We start from the raw sequence: 18866 nt of genomic DNA, 5'->3' as shown, positions 1-18866 counted from the left end.
AGATGAACTTTCACACGCCCGATATGGACCGTGAGCCTACCCGAGAAGAAGCCGAAGCGGCCCTTGCCGTTTTGCGGCGGTGGGCCGGTGGCGCCACAGATGTTGAACGCAGCGATCTTGATCCGGCTGTCGCGCGTTTGACTGTTGATGCCCCCGCCGATTATCCAGACTTGTCGCGCCAGTATCCGGCCGAGTTTGAGGTGGACGCGGCGTATAAAGCATCGCTGCCTGATCTCCAAAATGGCCCCACATCCCTTATCCGCGGTGCCAAACGTCAAATTCAGCACGTGGGCATTAGTAACTTCCGCCTGCCAATTCGGTTTCGTACCCGTGATAACGGCGATCTGACTCTTGAGACATCTGTTACGGGCACTGTCAGCCTTGATGCCGAGAAAAAAGGCATCAACATGTCGCGCATTATGCGCACGTTCTATCAATCCGCTGATGAGACCTTTAGCTTTGATGTGATCGACCGTACCCTTGATGCGTATAAAACCGACTTGGAAAGCTTCGATGCGCGTATTCAGATGCGTTTTTCGTTCCCTATGAAAGTTACCTCTTTGCGGTCGGGGCTGTCTGGCTATCAGTATTACGACATCGCGCTTGAGTTGGTTGAACAAGCAGGCGCGCGCAAAAAGATCGTGCACCTGGATTACGTCTATTCCTCAACATGCCCTTGTTCGCTTGAGTTGTCAGAGCATGCCCGCCAAACCCGCGGACAACTGGCAACTCCGCATAGCCAACGTTCGGTTGCGCGTATTTCTGTGGCGCTTGAAAATGACGCGCAGGTATTGTGGTTTGAGGATTTGATCGAAATGGCCCGCCGCGCCGTGCCAACTGAGACGCAAGTTATGGTCAAGCGTGAAGACGAACAAGCTTTTGCTGAACTCAACGCGGCCAACCCCATTTTTGTTGAAGACGCCGCGCGGCTTTTTTGTGAGCAATTGCAAGCTGACCCGCGTGTTGGCGACTTCCGTGTGATTGCCAGCCACCAAGAAAGCCTGCACAGCCACGATGCGGTCAGTGTTCTTTTTGAAGGCGATACGTTTGCGTCAGACAGCATCGATCCCAAGCTCTTCGCTACGCTGTTTCACGTAGGCTAGAACAAAGCTGTGGTGCCCGCTTGCGACCCTAGTCATGCATGCTGCCTTGACACCCCATGGCGCAGGGTCCAACCCTTCTGACCATGTTGGATCTGCGTCCTATCGGTTATGTCATTGGCCTTTTGGTGGCCGCTTTGGGGTGCGCGATGCTGCTTCCCATGGCGGTTGATTTGTACGCTGGTAACCGCAATTGGATGGCCTTCTTGGAAAGCGCGATCATCACTGTTTTCACAGGTGGGCTTATCGCACAAAGCTGCGCTAATGCGGATCATCGCGGCCTCACCATCCAACAGACATTTATTCTGACCACTTTTGTTTGGCTGGCATTGCCACTGTTCGGGGCGTTACCGTTCTATTTCGGCGCAACCCAAGCAAGCCCCACCGATGCATTTTTTGAGGCCATGTCTGCCCTGACAACCACGGGCGCCACTGTCTTTTCTGGCTTGGGCGATCTGCCTGTGGGGATCAATATTTGGCGCGGTGCGTTGCAGTGGCTTGGGGGCATCGGGATTATTGTTGTGGCAATGGTCTTTCTGCCTGAGTTGCGTGTTGGGGGCATGCAGATTTTCCGCTCAGAGTCTTTTGATACTTTTGGCAAAATCCTACCCCGCGCCACAGAGATTTCGAGCAAAATTTCCGTGATCTACATCTCGATTACAGCCGCTGCGATCATTGCGTATTTAGCATGTGGTTTGTCCGGGATGGATGCGTTTATGCATGCCATGACAACGGTTTCCACGGGCGGGCACTCGAATTATGACGCCTCGTTCAGCGCACTTCCCGCCGCTGCCGAGTATGTAGCCGTCGTCTTCATGATCGCTGCAGCTTTGCCGTTTGTGCGCTATGTACAGCTTATCTCAGGTGATAATCTTGCACTTTTGCGGGATGCGCAAATCCGCGGCTTCTTGATCATTCTGGCTGTTGGCGTGGCGGCCGTAACGATGTGGCTCTGGTCACAGGGCGGCTTTTCCGAAGAGGCGTTGCGCAAGGCGCTTTTCAACGTCACGTCCATCATGACGGGCACTGGTTATTCCAGCGCCGATTACATGCAGTGGGGCAGTTTTCCCATTGCGGTAATCTTCTTTATCGGACTTGTCGGGGGCTGTGCTGGCTCGACCTCTTGTTCGATCAAAGTGTTCCGGTTCCAGCTGCTGTTTGCCTCGATACGTGCGCAAATCAACGCAATCCACTCGCCTCACGGTATTTTCACGCCCCGCTACGAAGGCCGTGCGATTGAGGAAGACGTGGTAAACTCGGTCATGGCATTTTTCATGGTGTTTGTCGTAACGTTGGGCGTTGTGGCCGTGTTGCTTGGCCTGACTGGCTTGGATTTCACCACATCGGTTTCAGGCGCCGTTGCAACTTTGGCCAATATTGGTCCTGGCTTGGGGGACGAAATTGGACCTGCGGGCAACTATGCTGAGATCAACACGGCCGCAAAATGGATCATGATTGCGGCGATGGTCATCGGACGCCTTGAGTTGATGGCGGTCTATGCCATGCTGACCCTGCGTTTTTGGCGCAACTGATTATTCCCAACACTGCACCAAAACGGTAAATTCGCGGGCCTGTAGCGTCAGCTCCTCTGGCGAAAGGCGCCCCGCTGTGCTGTTTGGGGCCTCAATCGTAACATCAGCCGCGTTTGCAAGATCAACCAAAGTGCTGCTGTTGATGGCAAACTGCACATCTGCAGGTAGGGCTTGCGCGCTTGGACTTTGGCGGGGGGCCAGCATGCCGATCACCGCGTTGTTATTTGCGACAACGGGCCCGCCGATATCGCCCCCTGCCGCCAGCATAGACAGGCGACTTAGGTCAGCCTCACCTTGCAATCCACGCAGGTCTTGCAGGGTTCCAAAGGTCAGTGTCGCCGCGCGCAACACACCGCCATAGGGGTATCCCGCAACCGCAACGCTTTGCCCAAGCCGAATGGGTTCGCCCGTAAGCTGCGCGTAGGATGCAGGGGCAAGCGGCTCAATGGGTGTGAGCACGGCAAGCTCACCAGTGCCAGTGGCGCTTGGGTTCGCCACTGTTGCGGTATAGCGATCATTTAATGAAATACGACCGCATCCCGCGACGTTTGCGGCATGGGTCAGCACGGTGCCTTGATCATCGATGAAAAAGCCTGACCCTGCCCGCAGCGGTTGGCGTATTTCAAGACCCGCGACCAGATCAATTGCTTGTTCGGCGGGATCACCCAAAGTGGGGTCCAACACCCCTTCAATCGGTGTGAAGCTGTCTTTGAGGCGCTGGACAATCCGCGCGCGGCGCGGCTCATCACCGGCGGGCCAGATCAGCGTGAAGCCTTTGATCTTGGCGCGTTTCGTTTCAGCAAAAGTGTAGCTGATGAAATCATCCCCGATGCCTTCCATCTCAAAAGTGTCGTCACGAATTTGCCGCGCCCCTTCAGACGGAACAATTTCGAGGGTCTGCATGATGTCGTAAAGCCCGCGTAATTCAGGTTCGGCACCGTCCTGCGAGATCATCAAAAGCTGGGCTTGCTCTATGTCGCCCGACGCTGTGAAACGGGCAAAAGGGGGCGCGTAGGCGTCAAAGCTCACAATATTCGTAGGCACCAGCATTTCGATGCCCGCTTTTGCTTCGCGCACCACCTCAAGGCCAAGGCCGTCAAAAACCGCATTGAATTGCTCAAGCAAAATGGCCCGCTCGCCGGTGGTCAAAATGCCAGTCTCGTCAAATCCTTGCTGTGCTTGCCATGCGCGCATCGCACCACGTGTGCCGCGCCCGTATGATCCGTCAATTGCCGCTGCGTAAACACCTGCCCAGGCTAACGCGCGTTGCAGTTCTTTTTTGTCGTCCCGTGATAAAAGTCGTTCTGATCTTTGCGCCTCGGCGCGCGTTTCATCGGGAATGTATACCTTTGGAATTGGGGTAAGCTCAGCTGTTTCAAGTGTCGGAGTTACTGCTGGCGCCTGTGTTGGGGCCGGCTCACTTACCTTCGGGGTAGTGGCCGGAGCCGCGGGCGCAGTCTCGGCAAATTGTGCGTCGATTGGAAAAAACTGCTGCTTAAGGCGAGATGAAAATTGCACAAAGCTGTCGCGGGGCACCAACCCATCGCGGCGCAATTGGCGCAGGGCCGCGCGGGCGTCCTCAGCGGTGTATGGCCCCAACAAAATACCGTACCAGCCCGACCCAAGGTCGAAGCCCGCCACATTTGGGAAGGTCTGTCCGTAGTCGCGTATCCGGTCTTGCGCGCCCAAAAGGGTTGATTGCGCCTCAATTTGAATCCAGCTGCTTTCTTGTGGCGTGACTTGTGCAGCCGGTGCGGTTTGCCCTGAAATAGTCTGCTGTGCCAACGCGGGCAGGGGGGCAGTCAAGGCGGTTGAGCATGCGAAAAAACAGGCGGCAGTAATAGGGCGCATAGTAATAGGGCGCATAGGGTCTCACTCTTGAAAATTGGACCAGCGGTCCGGCTACGTATCCGCACAAGATTGCCCGCAATCTATCCAGATCACAAGGTGCGCGTAGAACCGAGTTTGCGGGCGCCGGTTGACCCTTGTTGGGGCACGCTTTATGGGTCAGGCAACTCTGTTTTGATAGGCGGTTCGCCATGACCACACCAGCGCTTGATACCCCGCGTTCGTTCCAAGAAATCATCCTGCGGCTGCAAAATTACTGGGCCTCAAAAGGCTGCGCGATATTGCAACCCTATGACATGGAAGTAGGCGCGGGCACGTTCCACCCTGCCACAACGCTGCGCGCCCTTGGGGACACACCGTGGGCAGCGGCTTATGTGCAGCCTTCGCGCCGGCCAACAGATGGGCGCTACGGTGAAAACCCGAACCGTTTGCAGCACTATTACCAGTATCAAGTGCTGATCAAACCATCGCCTTCTGATCTGCAGGACCTCTACCTCGGCTCGTTGAAGGCAATCGGTATCGACATGAGCTTGCATGATATCCGCTTTGTCGAGGACGACTGGGAAAGCCCCACGCTGGGCGCTTGGGGTCTTGGCTGGGAAGTGTGGTGCGACGGTATGGAAGTTTCGCAGTTTACGTATTTCCAACAAGTTGGCGGCCATGATTGTAAGCCGGTTTCAGGCGAGCTGACATACGGGCTTGAGCGTTTGGCCATGTATATTTTGGGCATCGATCACGTGATGGATATGCCGTTCAACGACCCCTCCGCGCCAATCCCGCTGAGCTACCGCGACATCTTCAAGCAAACCGAAGAAGAGTATGCGCGCTGGAACTTTGATGTGGCAAACACCGAAACCCTCTTGCAGCATTTCAAAGATGCCGAGGCCGAGTGCGAAGCGATTTTGGCACAGCCGCATGAGGACCCAAAAACGGGCAAGCGCATCGTGATGGCGCATCCCGCCTATGATCAGTGCATCAAGGCGTCACACGTCTTCAACCTGCTGGATGCGCGCGGCGTCATTTCGGTGACCGAGCGGCAGGCCTATATTGGCCGAGTGCGCGCGTTGGCCAAGCAATGCGCAGATGCGTTCGTGCAAACTGAGGCGGGTGGATACAAGGCGGCTGAGGCATGAATGGCGCACGCATCGCAATATCGGCCATTGTCGTGAGTGCGCTCATCGCGGGGATCGCGCTCTATTATCTTCAGGTTTACGCTTTTTATGATGAGGTCACGGACGGCGGTGTTGAACTGACCCCTGTGACCAGTGATGTGGCCGAGCCTATTTTGTTTGCAGACTTTCAAGCAATTGACGCAGACAGCTCGCCGCTTCGGTACCGTGCATGCTTTACCACGCAGATGTCAGAGGCGATGCTGACGGAAACCTACAAAGTCTATGATGCGGCCGAGCCCCGTGTGGCGCCCAATTGGTTTGAGTGCTTTGATGCGGATGCGATTGGTGCTGCCCTGGAAGATGGCACAGCAACGGCGTATTTGGGCGAAGAAAACGTGCAATACGGGATCGACCGTGTGGTGGGCATCATGTCTGATGGGCGTGGCTTTGTCTGGCACCAGATCAACGGCTGTGGCGAGGTGGTTTTTGACGGTCGGCGCGCGCCCGAGGGTTGCCCAACCCCGCCGGAGACCCTTCAGTGATTTTGGCCACACCATTTTATTTGGGCGCGCGCGGAATTCCGCAGTTTGCTACCCTTTGATCCGAAACGAAAAGATACCCTCGCGACCCGCGATTAAGGACCCGATATGCCCGATCTGTTGATTGAACTCTTTTCCGAAGAAATTCCTGCGCGCATGCAAGCGCGTGCCGCAAAGGACCTGCAAAAGCTGATTACAGATGGCTTGGTTGAGGTAGGGCTGACTTATGCGGGGGCGGCGGCTTTTCACACCCCACGTCGTTTGACCTTGGCTGTGGGCGAGTTACTGGCGCAAAGCAAACCGACTGTAGAAGAACGCAAAGGTCCCGCCGTTGGCGCACCCGACAAAGCAATCGAAGGGTTTTTGCGCGGTGCTGGCGTTAGCAAAGATGATCTTGAAGTGCGGACTGTTGGCAAGAAAGAGGTCTACTTTGCGGCAATCCATAAACCAGGGCGTTTGGCAGAAGATGTCATTGCTGAAGTTCTTGAAGCTGCGGTGCACAACTTTCCGTGGCCAAAATCCATGCGGTGGGGGGCTGGCAATCTGAAGTGGGTCCGGCCACTTCATTCAATCCTGTGTATTCTCAGCGATGAAGAGGGGGCACGTGTTGTCCCTTTTGAGGTTGAGGGGATCGTTTCTTCTAATACCACACGGGGTCACCGCTTTCATGCGCCGGACGCGTTTGCTGTCTCGTCATTCGATGATTACACAAGCAAGCTTGCACGCGCCCACGTGGTTTTGGACGCGGCTGAGCGGTCTGACGCGATTTGGCAAGATGCCACTAACCAAGCCTTTGCGGGCGGTTTTGAAGTTATCGAAGATGCGGGCCTGTTGGCCGAAGTTGCAAACCTTGTAGAGCATCCGGTTGTGTTGATGGGCACAATCGATGAGGACTTTCTTGAATTGCCAGCAGAGGTTTTGCAGACCTCCATGCGCGAGCATCAAAAGTTCTTCTCGGTTCGCAGTACCAAAACGGGCCGCATTGAACGGTTTGTAACCGTGGCCAACATCGCAACAGCTGACAACGGTGCGACTATCTTGGCGGGCAACCAAAAAGTGCTGTCGGCCCGTTTGGCTGATGCAAAATTCTTTTGGGAAAATGACTTGCGTGTCGCCAAAGCAGGCATGGGACCTTGGACAGAGGCGCTAAGCAATGTGACGTTCCACAATAAGCTGGGCTCACAGGCAGACCGTATTGCACGGATCGTCGCCCTAGCGCGCCGTTTGGCGGATGTAACTGGTTCTGATGCCAATGAGACAGAACAGGCAGCAGGTGTTGCCAAAGCTGACTTAAGCTCGGAAATGGTTTATGAGTTCCCCGAATTGCAGGGGCTTATGGGGCGGTATTACGCCAAGGCCGCTGGCATGTCCGAGGCAATCGCAGCTGCAGCACAAGAACATTACTCCCCTCTCGGTCCGACTGACGCGGTGCCAACTGCGCCTGTATCAGTGGCCGTTGCCCTTGCAGATAAGCTGGATACGCTGGCGTGCTTCTGGGCGATTGATGAAAAACCGACAGGCTCTAAAGACCCGTTTGCCCTTCGGCGCGCTGCATTGGGTGTGACCCGTCTAATCCTTGAAAACGACCTGACTTTGCCCCTTGGCGATATCATTTCTGCAGCGCACGCAGATGCAGATGCCTCTGATCTATTGGCCTTTTTCCACGACCGCCTGAAAGTCTATTTGCGCGATCAAGGCATTCGCCATGACATCATTGATGCGTGCACGGCTATGGACGGCAACGATGATTTGAACTTGTTGGTCAAACGCGCACGCGCGTTGTCGGACGCGCTAAAAACCGATGACGGAGAAAATCTGATCCAAGGGTTCAAGCGCGCCAACAATATTCTAAGCCAAGCGGAAGCAAAAGACGGGGTGGAGTACTCCTTCGGAGCGGACATCAAGTTTGCTGAAGCCGACACAGAGAAAGCCTTGTTCGGAGCCTTGGATACGGCTGACGCTGCTATTGCATCGGCAATGAAAAGTGGTGATTTTGCCGCTGCAATGTCGGCAATGGCGCAGTTGCGTGCACCAATCGATGCGTTCTTTGACGATGTGAAAATTAATGCTGATAGCGAAATTATCCGTCGCAACCGCCTGAACTTGCTAAGCCGTATCCGTACAACCTGCGGTGCGGTGGCTGACCTGACCCGCATCGAAGGGTAGCGCCGTACGGCTCGGGTGGCCGGAACTGTCTGATTAAACGGCAAGGAGCAAGTACTTGTTCCTTGCCAAAAAGCCCCTATGCTGCGGCCAACTGAACGGGATGCGGCGATGCAGCAAGCTATAGAAATCAACGACTTCACGGTCATCTCAGCGCAAGCAACGATGGCCGCCGATACCCATGGCGGGCGGGCAAAATGCTTGCAGCGTCTGATCCGCCTTGACATGCCTGTGCCGCGCACTGTGGCGCTACCGTTCAAAACTGTCCGCGCGATTGCCAACGGTATGGGCCCAGACTTGGGTGCTATTCTGGCGGAGTTTGCGCAAGACGCGCTTTTTAGTGTGCGCCCGTCGAGCCAAGACAGTGATTGGGGTGGGCCCTCAGCAGTTCTAAACATCGGTATGAATGATGCGCGTTTTACGGGACTGTCTGATGAGATTGGCACAGACGCCGCCGCGCTGATGTATTTGCGGTTCGTGCAATCCTATGCGGTCAATGTGGCGCGCCTTGATCCTGATGAGTTCACCCAACCCATTGAGCGCCCGCGCGAGGCGCTTGATGATGCGTTGCGCGCGTATTTTGCTGAAACTGATGAAGTATTCCCCCAAGACCCCAAGCAACAATTGGGCGAGGTTCTGCGATCCATGGCGCGTGCGTGGGAAGGCACAACTGCACATTTGCTGCGCCAAGCAAAAGGCGCGCCGGCGGATGCGGGCTTGGGGCTTGTTGTGCAAGAGATGAAGCTTGGCGTTGGTCGCGGCAATTGCGGCTCGGGTGTGATCATGGGCATCAACCAAACGACCGGTGAGCGGATGATTTGCGGTCGGTTCTTGGGGCAAAGCCAAGGCCGCGATGCAATGGATGCGGACCGTGCGATATACCTGACGCGAGATGCGCGCGGCCCCTCTCTGGAGGAGCGTCATCCCGAGTTATATGCGCAGCTATTGGCGCATATGGAGACTTCGCGCGGTAAGCTGCGCGAGGAAATGGAGCATGAATTTACCATCCAAGACGGAGAGCTGTTCATCCTTGATGGTATCCGCGTAACACGGTCTGCTCGCGCCGCAGTGAATGTGGCGGTGGCTTTGGCACAAGACAAAATCATAGCACGCGAGGATGCGTTGCTGCGTATTCCGCCCAACATGTTGTCAGAATTGCTACACCGCCAAGTTGCGGCTGGCACTGACCGGAATGTGGTCGCAAAGGGCCTTGCTGCATCGCCAGGTGCTGCAATGGGGCAAATCACATTTTCTGCCAATGAGGCGCAGGCGCTTGCGGCGCAAGGCGAGAAATGCATCTTGGTGCGCCGTGAAACTGCGCCCGAAGACATTCGTGGAATGAACGTGGCTGCGGGTGTTTTGACCGAGCGGGGTGGCATGACGAGCCACGCGGCTGTGATCGGCCGCGGTCTTGGCCTGCCGTCAATTGTTGGGGCTGCGGGCCTGAGTATTTCCGCCCGGGATAAAACGCTTACCACCCAAGACGGACTTGTCTTGAAGGCCGGTGACAAGATCACGATCGATGGCACCACGGGTGAAGTTCTGGTGGGTGAGGTCACTCTTGTGGAGCCCTCTCTCGATGGGGCCTTTCAAACGTTGCTGGGTTGGGCCGATGAGGTGCGCGATATTGGCGTGCGGGCCAACGCAGACACCCCTGCGGATGCGCAAACCGCCCGTAATTTCGCCGCGGAAGGCATTGGGCTTTGCCGCACAGAGCATATGTTTTTTGACGGTGACCGCCTTACCGTGATGCGCGAGATGATCTTTGCAGACACCTCTGAGGACCGTCGTGCGGCGCTTGAGCGGTTGTTGCCAATGCAGCGGGATGATTTCGGACAATTGTTCGAGATCATGGCGGGCTTGCCCGTGTGTATCCGGCTGTTTGATCCGCCCCTTCATGAAATTTTACCGTCGGATCGGGATGGCATGCGCGATTTGGCAGAAGCGATGAACCTGCCGCTGTCAGACGTGATTGCGCGGGTAGATCAGATGTCAGAGTTCAACCCAATGTTGGGGTTGCGCGGGGTGCGCCTTGGGATCACGCTGCCCGAGATTTACGATATGCAAGCCCAAGCGATTTTTGAGGCAACGGCGGCAGCGCATAAGCGCGGCCATGCAGTGACGCCTGAAATCATGTTGCCTTTGGTCAGTGCCAAACGCGAAGTTGAGCTGTTAAAAATTCGCATCGATGCGGTTGCCTCGGCCGTGATGGTCAGTTCTGGCCAGACATTCGATTATAAACTGGGCGTGATGGTTGAAACGCCGCGCGCGGCTTTGCGCGCAGGCGACATCGCCCAGCATTCCGCGTTTTTGTCCTTTGGGACGAACGATCTGACACAAATGACCTATGGCTTGTCCCGTGACGATGCGGGCCGGTTTATGTCGACCTATGTGCAGCAACAAGTTTTCGCAGAAGATCCGTTTCAATATTTCGACGAGGAAGGTGTGGGCGAGTTGGTGCAAATTGGCGCAGACCGCGGGCGGGCGACTGCAAAAGACGTGGTATTGTCCATCTGCGGCGAGCACGGTGGATCGGCGCCAGCCATGGCATTTGCCCGTGCGCAGGGATTCGACTACGTGTCCTGTTCGCCGTTTCGGGTTCCTGTTGCACGGCTGATCGCGGCGCAATTGGCGTTGGGTCGCCCAAGCTAAGTTTCCAGCTCTTGTTTGGAACGCATTGGTTTTCTTAAACCTTTTGCTGCACTGCGACGATTTGCATCCCGTGCATACCGCCTAGTCAGGAACGGGGGGTAGATTTGTGTGCTGAATTGGCTTAACAGCCCGCCTCAGACGCGCATTTAAGCCTTATTTATAGATGTATTGGCTGTGCTGTCTGCCCTTGAAACAACTCTGGATGGCGCATGCCCCGAACTTCTTTGATCTCACGCGCTCAGCGCGTTTGCAGTGTTTTGGCCCTCGTTGCCGGTTTTGGCGTTATCGCTGAGACCCGCGATGCTGAGGCGGCCGATGGCACAGCGCTCAAGGTTTCAGCGCATATTGTTGGTCTTCTAAAGACTGAAAATGCAGCTTTTCAGATGGTCCCATCAAACCGGCTTGATACGCTGACTGCTGCCCCTCAGGTGTCTTTGCTGCCAAAGCGCCGGCCCAGCGGGTTGCGCGGCGTCGCCTATGAGCGCAGTTATTTGGCGCAACTGCCTGCCGCTTCAGGGGGTGAAAGTTGGAAATGTCTCTCAGAGGCGCTTTATTTTGAGGCGCGCGGCGAAAGCGTGAAAGGCCAATTTGCAGTGGCCGAGGTCATTATGAACCGCGTTAAGTCTGCGAAATATCCCGACACTGTGTGTGGCGTTATTAACCAAGGGACTGGCCGTAAGTTTGCGTGTCAGTTCACCTATACTTGCGACGGCAAGAAAGAAATCATCGGCGAGCCGCGGGCATGGACCCGTGTTGGCAAGATCGCAAAGCTAACGTTGCAAGGCAATCTTCCAGCACTCACCGCTGGTGCGACCCATTACCATACCAAAAGCGTGCGGCCGAATTGGGCACGGGTCTATCCGCGTACCGCGACAATTGGCTTTCACCATTTTTATCGTCAAAGCTACAGCAGCTAGGGCTGTTTGGCCTTTGTAGGCCAGACCTCGAGGATTGCAGCACTCAGGACCAACGCGCCGCCGATCAGCTCGAACGGTAACAATGGCTCTCCCACCAAAAAAGCGGCAGAAAGCGCGCCGATAAGCACTTCGCTCATCAGCAAGATGCCGACGCGCGCAGGGTCGAGCAGGGCCGTTGCCCACATCAGACCTGCCATGGAGACACCCCACCAAAGCGTGCCGGTAACAGCTGTGATCAAAAGGGTCGGCGGGGTTAGCACGTTAAGGTTCAGTGGTTGCGTTGGCAGGGCCAAGATACAAACACCCGAAAGCACTGCCGCACCGCTGGCAAATGCAAAAGCGGCAAGCAGCGGTTTGATCGGTTCGCGTTCATGAATGATCGTGCTCGAAAGGGACCAGCAGATGCCAGACGCCAGCGCAAGCCAGTCCCCGATGCTACGCGGTAACGGTACCCCACCATCCGCGCCGAGCATCACAAAAAGCCCAAGCAGACCGATCACGATTGCTGCAAGGCGCGTTACGCTGGTTGTACGACCCAGAATGAAACGTGCAATCAATGTGCTCCAGACCGGCGTCAAAAAGAAAAGTAGGATGACGATTGCCACACGCCCATAGGCAAAGCCCACTGAATACATAGCGAAGGCTGCACCGCCCAATGCCAATGCTCCGTAAGTGGGCCAATCACGTGGAACGTTCGGGCGCGCAATCAGGACTGAAATCCCCAACACAAAGGTTGCCGCAAGGGCGATGCCAAATGTACCCCATGCCCCGGGCAGGCCTGCGTCTTGTAAATACCGGACGGGCATCCAGTAAAACCCCCACAGAATGCCGATGGCAACAACGATCACAGTTGCCACGGCGGAAGAGGGGGGCGCTTGGGTCATGGGGTTGCTTAGCATCTGGGTCGCGGGCCAGCAAACACCGTATACGGTTGCCCCCATGTCGCAATCTGTCTGGTTCTACGCAATTATCCGCGATATGCCCACGGCCATGACAAACGACATCCATCTGGCTTTTGCCCATCCGTCCGAGCGTTCCGAGGCGACAACTGCGGTTCAGCCGCTCGACCGTATTTCTGTGCGCGACCATATTGTGGATGTTGAGATTGGCGCGTTTCAGCTTGAGCGAGGCACAACACAGCGCGTTCGTTTTGATATCGTGGTGGAAGTGAAACCGCTTGAGGGGCCCATCGGCGATGATGTGGACCGGATCTTGTCCTATGACCGCATTACTGAGGCCGTTGCCATTGAGCTGGCCGCCGAGCGGTTGAACCTGCTTGAAACCTTGGCAGAACGGATTGCGGACCGTATTTTGCTTGAGCCACAGGCGATGCGTGCTTTTGTACGCATTCAAAAACTGGACCGTGGGCCGTTCGCCCTTGGGGTTGAGATTGTACGCTCGCGGTCGCTGAGTGTAGTTGAGGACGCGCCGGAAACGGTTCACCCTTGTGTTGTTTATCTGTCAAACGAGGCACTGCATTCGACGCATCTAAGTGGCTGGATTGATACACTTGCAAAGCGTGAATTACCTTTGATCTTGTGCGTGGGCATGGGCGAGACTGCCGCGCCGGCCGTATCACTTGGCGCGCCGCAACGCCGGATTGATTTGCTGGCAATTGAACAAAACGCTTGGGTGCTCGCCGCCCGTGATGCGCGATGTGTGGTGGTTGGAACGTTGACCGAGCTTGATTGGTCAATGAAAAACGGACAAATCGCCGTATGGGCGCCGTCTAAAATTGTGCTCGATGCTGTTGAAGGACCCGCGACGGCCCCATCGGATGGCCCTTCATTGGCGGCCTGGTTTGCCCGCCATATGAGCGCGTCTGAATTGATGCTTATCGGCGCTGAGTTGCCCGCGGATGCCGCAGTTGGCGATATTCGTGTCACACGTCATGCCGCCGATGCGTCACAGCTTTGAGCGTCACGAAGGCCATGACTGACTATTTTCGCCCAATCGTTCAGACTGATATCGCCCGTCCGAACGGCGCCTATGTTTTGGCGGGTGGGTGGACGTGGTTCGACACCGTAGAAGTTCTGAACCGCAGCGCGACACCGCGCATTATTCCGGCGGCTGACGTGCCGGATCACGTTCTATCGCGTCTTACGTCACCGCGTGGGCAGGTTGCGGGGCTTGATATGGCGCGTGCCAACATCATGGGTATTCTCAATGTCACGCCAGACAGCTTTTCCGATGGCGGTAAGTTTGAAGGCTTTGATGAAGCAATAAACCACGCGATTGCGATGCAGGAAGCTGGCGCGGATATGCTGGATATCGGTGGGGAAAGCACGCGGCCCGGTGCGGCCTATGTGCCCAGCCACGTTGAGATCGGGCGCACGGTTCCCGTGATTTCAGCTTTGCGAAACCACGACGCAACAACACACACGCCAATCAGCATCGACACACGAAAAGCAGATGTTGCCGAGGCGGCTTTGGCAGCCGGTGCGACTTTGGTCAATGATGTCTACGCGATGACCCATGATCCGGCTATGGGCGCAGTCACTGCGTCGTCCCGTGCGCCGATCTGCTTGATGCACGCAAGCGGGGATCCGGAGACGATGCAGGATGATCCGCAGTACGACGACGTTGTGCTTGATGTGTATGATTTTTTGTCTGAGCGCATTGAGGCGGCTCTGGCGTGCGGGATTGCGCGCACAGATATCTGGATTGACCCCGGCATTGGTTTTGGCAAAACGCTTGAGCATAATTTGGCGCTGTTGAAACGGCTGAGCGTCTTGCATGGCCTTGGGTGCCCGATCTTGCTCGGGGCGTCGCGCAAACGTTTTATTGGCACAATTACAAATGCCCCCCAAGCGGACCAGCGGGTTTTTGGCTCTGTCGCGGTGGCGCTCGAAGGGTTTCGGCAAGGGGTTCAGATCACCCGCGTTCATGATATAGAGGCGACACGCGCAGCTTTTGATATGGCCGGCGTAATTTTGTAGCTAACGGGTACTAAATATGACTACGAAACTGTTTGGCACCGACGGGGTGCGCGGCACGGCGAACCAATATCCTATGACCGTCGAGATGGCTTTGCGCCTTGGCGCGGCAGCGGGGCGGTACTTTCGCCGTGATAACAAACGTCACCGCGTCGTGATCGGCAAAGATACCCGCCTGTCGGGCTACATGTTTGAGAACGCTTTGACAGCCGGATTTACAAGCACAGGCATGGATTGTTTCTTGCTAGGCCCAGTACCCACACCGGCGGTAGGGATGCTTACCACGTCGATGCGCGCGGATGTGGGCGTGATGATTTCCGCCTCCCATAACCCGCATATGGATAACGGTATCAAGCTATTTGGTCCTGATGGTTTCAAGTTGTCAGATGAGGCAGAGGCCGCGATTGAGCAACTGGTTCACGAAGGCACCAGCCCCGCGCAACCTGACAATATTGGCCGTGCCAAGCGTATTGATGAGGGTCGTTTCCGCTACGGTGAGCGCCTGAAAACATCGCTTGCAGGTATTTCGTTGCAAGGGCTGAAAGTTGTGATTGATTGCGCGAATGGTGCGGCGCACCGAACGGCTCCTGAGATTTTATGGGAACTTGGCGCTGATGTGATCCCCGTTGGGACATCGCCGAATGGGTTTAATATCAACGACAACTGCGGCTCAACGGCACCGCATATGGCGGCGCAAGCGGTGATTGAAAACGGTGCGGATCTGGGCATTTGTCTTGATGGTGACGCAGACCGCGTGATGATCATCGATGAGAAGGGCCGCATCGCAGACGGCGATCAGTTGATGGCGCTTTTGGCAGGCTCATGGGCGTCTGCAGGGCGTTTGAATGCGCGTACTTTGGTGGCCACAGTGATGTCGAACCTTGGTCTAGAGCGGTACCTAGCGGATCGCGGGATGACCTTGTTGCGTACGGCGGTTGGTGACCGGCATGTGGTTGAAGCGATGCGCAAAGGCGGGTTTAATTTGGGCGGTGAGCAATCGGGCCACATTGTGATGACGGACTATGCCACAACCGGCGACGGCTTGTTGGCGGGGCTCCAATTTATGTGTGAAATGATCCGTACCGGTCACAGCGCGTCTGATTTGTCGAGCACGTTTGAGACTGTGCCACAGCTTTTGAAAAACGTGCGCTACCCGAGTGGAACAGCGCCGCTTGAAGCCGCGTCAGTTCAGCAGGCGATTGCTGCGGCTGAGGCTGATCTTGCTGGCAAGGGGCGATTACTTATCCGTAAATCAGGGACAGAGCCGTTGATCCGCGTCATGGCCGAATGCGAAGACTCTACACTTCTTGAAACAGTGGTGCAGGGCGTTGTCGATGAGATCACGGCACAAGTGGCCTAGGCTGTTACTTCTTTGAGCGGATACTTTGCGCGACCAGAACCAAGCTGCGCCATTGGCTGATCCCGATACCCAAAAGGATGAGCGCGAGGGCGATGAACAGCTGTGCTAACAGGGCCTCGCCAAGCAGTACGATCCCGAACACGGCTGACCAGATTGGCACTTGATAAGACGTCAGTGACATAAAGACGGAGCCTGCTGATTGCACAACAATCACGCGGATTGCTGCGGCCAAGCCGGTTGGCAGGGCAGCAAGATAAAGGACCGTTAGGGTCTCAAAACTCCAGCTGAGACGCGGCATACCTTCGGCAATAATCGCAAATGGGATTAGCATCGCAGCACCGACAGCTAGCGTGCCACTGGCGAATGCCACGGGCGGGATGCGCGGCGCACGCCGGGTAATAATTGAGCCAACTGCGTAACACGCAGCCGCTGCAAGACAGGCAAGCTGGCCCCAAAACGTCTGGGCAGATGTGGTCTCAAGCGCGCCTTTTCCCAACAACAGTGCCAATCCAGCAAAGCCCAGCACCACACCGATAATGCGACGTGGGCCGATGCCTTCCTCAGGTGAGAAGATATACGCAAGTGGCAGGATAATGAGCGGAATGGCCCCCATCGCGACGCCGGCGAACGCGGATGGCACGTATTGAATACCCCAACACAGCAGCAAAAATGGCGCGGTGACGGTGATAAAACCAATGACGGCGCTGTAGCCCCATCCAGATAATCCCGCGGTCTGATGAATGCGTGTGATTGGCTGGCCCATGATGACGCCCATGATGCACAAAACAATTGCGCCAAAAAAGACGCGCAGCGCTGCCAGAGTAAATGGCGGGTATTCTTGTAACGCTACGCTGATGCTCATGAATGCGCTGCCCCAAATCACGCCCAAAAAGCAGATCAGGAACCAGTTAAATGCACCGGGATTTTCGGGGGTGGGGATGGTGTTACTCATGGGCTGACACTAGGCGCGCTTTGGTCCAGTGGCGAGAGTTAAATGCGCCTGTGCAGGCAAGCATAAACGAAAAAGGCCCCCGCAGATGCGGAGGCCAAAGTGAACAAGGTAAGAGACCTTAGTTCTTTTCTTTGTCGACCATTTTGCCAGCAGAAATCCACGGCATCATTTCGCGCAGTTTCGCACCGGTTTCTTCGATCATGTGCTCGTCGTTGATGCGACGTGTGCCTTTGAAGAACGGCTGACCAACAGCGTTTTCTTGCATGAAGTCACGCACGAATTTACCTGTTTGGATGTCTGTCAGGATCGCCTTCATGCGGGCCTTTGTTTCGTCGTATGGCAGCACGCGTGGGCCGCTGACGTATTCGCCGTACTCAGCTGTGTTGGAGATTGAGTAGTTCATGTTGGCGATGCCGCCTTCATAGATCAGATCAACGATCAGCTTCACTTCGTGCAAGCATTCAAAGTACGCCATTTCTGGTGCGTAGCCTGCTTCAACGAGTGTTTCGAAGCCTGCGCGGATCAGCTCAACAAGGCCGCCACAAAGGACTGCCTGCTCACCAAAGAGGTCAGTTTCGCACTCTTCACGGAAGTTGGTTTCGATGATGCCTGAACGGCCGCCACCAATTGCGGAACAGTATGACAGACCGATTTCAAGCGCTTTGCCTGATGCGTTTTCATGTACCGCTACCAAGCATGGTACGCCGCCGCCTTTGGTGTATTCGCCGCGTACTGTGTGACCTGGGCCTTTGGGGGCCATCATGATCACGTCGACGCCTTCTTTTGGCTCAATCAGGCCAAAGTGTACGTTCAGGCCGTGGGCAAACGCGATTGCGGAGCCTGGCTTGATGTTGTCGTGGACGTATTTTTTGTATGTTTCTGCCTGAAGTTCGTCGGGCATTGTGAACATGATCACATCACACCAAGCTGCGGCTTCGGCGATGCCCATAACTTTTAGGCCTTCGCCTTCGGCTTTCTTCGCGGAAGGTGAGCCTTCGCGCAAAGCAACAACAAGGTTTTTCGCACCTGAATCGCGCAGGTTGAGCGCGTGGGCGTGGCCTTGGCTGCCGTAACCGAGGATGGCTACTTTTTTGTCTTTGATCAGGTTAACATCGCAATCGCGATCGTAATAAACGCGCATATCAAATTCCTTTGGTCTGAGTGCTTGGTGAATGTCTGCGTACCTTCTACGACCTGTCCAAGGCAATTGCGATGTTAGAAATATAATTTTTGTAACTATTTCCGACAGTTTCATTCGTCAAAAATTACTTTATAGATAAATTCATGCTTGATGACCTTGATAGACGCATTCTGCGCACATTGCAGTACACGCCAGATGCTGCAATGCATGAAATTGCTGACCGGTGTGGTCTGACGGCTGCCAAAGTGACGCGCAGGCTTGATAAGTTGCGTGATGCTGGACTGTACCGGGGGCAAGAGGCTGTGGTCGATTGGGCGGCACTTGGGTTTGAAGTGTCCGTTTCGTTGCGCATCACCCTTGATAAAACCCAAGCGCGTGCGTTTGATGAATTTCACGCCGCCGCCCGTGATGTGCCTGAAGTCACTGAAATTCAGACGTTTTTGGGGCGTGTAGATGTTCGGCTTTTCGTGGTCGCGCGGGATATGGCACACTATCAGATGCTTTACCGGGACCGCATCCTAACACTGCCACATATCTCGGATATTGAGGCGTTGATGTTGGTGTCGACGCTTAAATCAGATGAAAGGTTGCCGTTGTGAGTTGGGACGAGATCG

Annotated in this window: 15 protein-coding genes; 11 read left to right on the top strand and 4 right to left on the bottom strand. The window is 55.5% G+C overall.

Annotation, left to right across the window (positions count from 1 at the left end; genetic code table 11):
• Nucleotides 1-2 precede the first annotated feature (2 nt).
• A complete protein-coding gene (gene folE2 / locus NIG5292_RS04230) occupies nucleotides 3-1103 on the top strand; it encodes a GTP cyclohydrolase FolE2 (protein WP_048598259.1) in 1101 nt (366 codons plus the stop codon).
• 83 nt (nucleotides 1104-1186) lie between these two features.
• Nucleotides 1187-2632, top strand: a complete 1446-nt coding sequence (locus NIG5292_RS04225) for a TrkH family potassium uptake protein (protein WP_048598333.1) — start codon at nucleotides 1187-1189, stop codon at nucleotides 2630-2632.
• Here NIG5292_RS04225 and NIG5292_RS04220 read toward each other — a convergent pair whose 3' ends face one another.
• Complete coding sequence (locus tag NIG5292_RS04220; protein WP_233488169.1) at nucleotides 2633-4498, bottom strand: trypsin-like peptidase domain-containing protein; 1866 nt, start codon at nucleotides 4496-4498, stop codon at nucleotides 2633-2635. It abuts the gene before it with no gap.
• A gap of 173 nt (nucleotides 4499-4671) precedes the next feature.
• Here NIG5292_RS04220 and NIG5292_RS04215 point away from each other — a divergent pair, with 173 nt between their 5' ends.
• From NIG5292_RS04215 to NIG5292_RS04195, 5 genes are all read left to right on the top strand, one after another.
• On the top strand, nucleotides 4672-5613 hold the full coding sequence (locus tag NIG5292_RS04215) for a glycine--tRNA ligase subunit alpha (protein WP_048598258.1): 942 nt from the start codon (nucleotides 4672-4674) through the stop codon (nucleotides 5611-5613).
• Nucleotides 5610-6134, top strand: a complete 525-nt coding sequence (locus NIG5292_RS04210) for a DUF6446 family protein (protein WP_048598257.1) — start codon at nucleotides 5610-5612, stop codon at nucleotides 6132-6134. Before NIG5292_RS04215 ends, NIG5292_RS04210 begins: the two co-directional genes overlap by 4 nt.
• Before the next feature lie 105 nt (nucleotides 6135-6239).
• The gene (gene glyS / locus NIG5292_RS04205; RefSeq protein ID WP_048598256.1) at nucleotides 6240-8297 is read left to right on the top strand and encodes a glycine--tRNA ligase subunit beta; all 2058 of its coding nucleotides are present in this window, start codon (nucleotides 6240-6242) and stop codon (nucleotides 8295-8297) included.
• A gap of 108 nt (nucleotides 8298-8405) precedes the next feature.
• Nucleotides 8406-10946 (top strand): putative PEP-binding protein, encoded by a 2541-nt coding sequence (locus NIG5292_RS04200; protein ID WP_048598331.1) that lies wholly within the window; start codon nucleotides 8406-8408, stop codon nucleotides 10944-10946.
• 209 nt (nucleotides 10947-11155) lie between these two features.
• The gene (locus NIG5292_RS04195; protein ID WP_048598255.1) at nucleotides 11156-11863 is read left to right on the top strand and encodes a cell wall hydrolase; all 708 of its coding nucleotides are present in this window, start codon (nucleotides 11156-11158) and stop codon (nucleotides 11861-11863) included.
• Here the strand turns inward: NIG5292_RS04195 and NIG5292_RS04190 are convergent.
• Nucleotides 11860-12804 (bottom strand): DMT family transporter, encoded by a 945-nt coding sequence (locus tag NIG5292_RS04190; protein WP_233488168.1) that lies wholly within the window; start codon nucleotides 12802-12804, stop codon nucleotides 11860-11862. The genes NIG5292_RS04195 and NIG5292_RS04190 overlap by 4 nt on opposite strands.
• Nucleotides 12805-12853: 49 nt before the next feature.
• Between NIG5292_RS04190 and NIG5292_RS04185 the strand changes: the two genes are divergently transcribed.
• Genes NIG5292_RS04185 through glmM form a run of 3 tightly spaced genes read left to right on the top strand, consistent with a single transcriptional unit; the run spans nucleotide 12854 to nucleotide 16159 of the window.
• The gene (locus NIG5292_RS04185; RefSeq protein ID WP_048598330.1) at nucleotides 12854-13780 is read left to right on the top strand and encodes a dihydroneopterin aldolase; all 927 of its coding nucleotides are present in this window, start codon (nucleotides 12854-12856) and stop codon (nucleotides 13778-13780) included.
• Between the two features lie 14 nt (nucleotides 13781-13794).
• Entirely contained in the window at nucleotides 13795-14802 is a 1008-nt protein-coding gene (folP, locus tag NIG5292_RS04180) for a dihydropteroate synthase (protein ID WP_048598253.1), read from the top strand.
• 16 nt (nucleotides 14803-14818) lie between these two features.
• Nucleotides 14819-16159 carry a phosphoglucosamine mutase gene (gene glmM, locus NIG5292_RS04175; protein WP_048598252.1) on the top strand — a complete coding sequence of 447 codons (1341 nt, stop codon included), beginning with the start codon at nucleotides 14819-14821 and terminating at the stop codon, nucleotides 16157-16159.
• Between the two features lie 4 nt (nucleotides 16160-16163).
• Here the strand turns inward: glmM and NIG5292_RS04170 are convergent, their stop codons facing one another.
• Nucleotides 16164-17111, bottom strand: a complete 948-nt coding sequence (locus NIG5292_RS04170; protein ID WP_048598251.1) for a DMT family transporter — start codon at nucleotides 17109-17111, stop codon at nucleotides 16164-16166.
• Nucleotides 17112-17229: 118 nt separating this feature from the next.
• Nucleotides 17230-18366 carry a ketol-acid reductoisomerase gene (gene ilvC / locus NIG5292_RS04165; protein WP_267884459.1) on the bottom strand — a complete coding sequence of 379 codons (1137 nt, stop codon included), beginning with the start codon at nucleotides 18364-18366 and terminating at the stop codon, nucleotides 17230-17232.
• A 29-nt stretch (nucleotides 18367-18395) separates the two neighbouring features.
• Between ilvC and NIG5292_RS04160 the strand changes: the two genes are divergently transcribed.
• On the top strand, nucleotides 18396-18851 hold the full coding sequence (locus NIG5292_RS04160; RefSeq protein WP_048598249.1) for an Lrp/AsnC family transcriptional regulator: 456 nt from the start codon (nucleotides 18396-18398) through the stop codon (nucleotides 18849-18851).
• Nucleotides 18852-18866 lie beyond the last annotated feature (15 nt).

Origin of the sequence: Nereida ignava (genome assembly GCF_001049735.1) — a bacterium.
GTDB classification, from domain to species: domain Bacteria; phylum Pseudomonadota; class Alphaproteobacteria; order Rhodobacterales; family Rhodobacteraceae; genus Nereida; species Nereida ignava.
The sequence above is the reverse complement of the archived record's forward strand: the minus strand, read 5'-3'. Positions and strand labels throughout refer to the sequence as shown.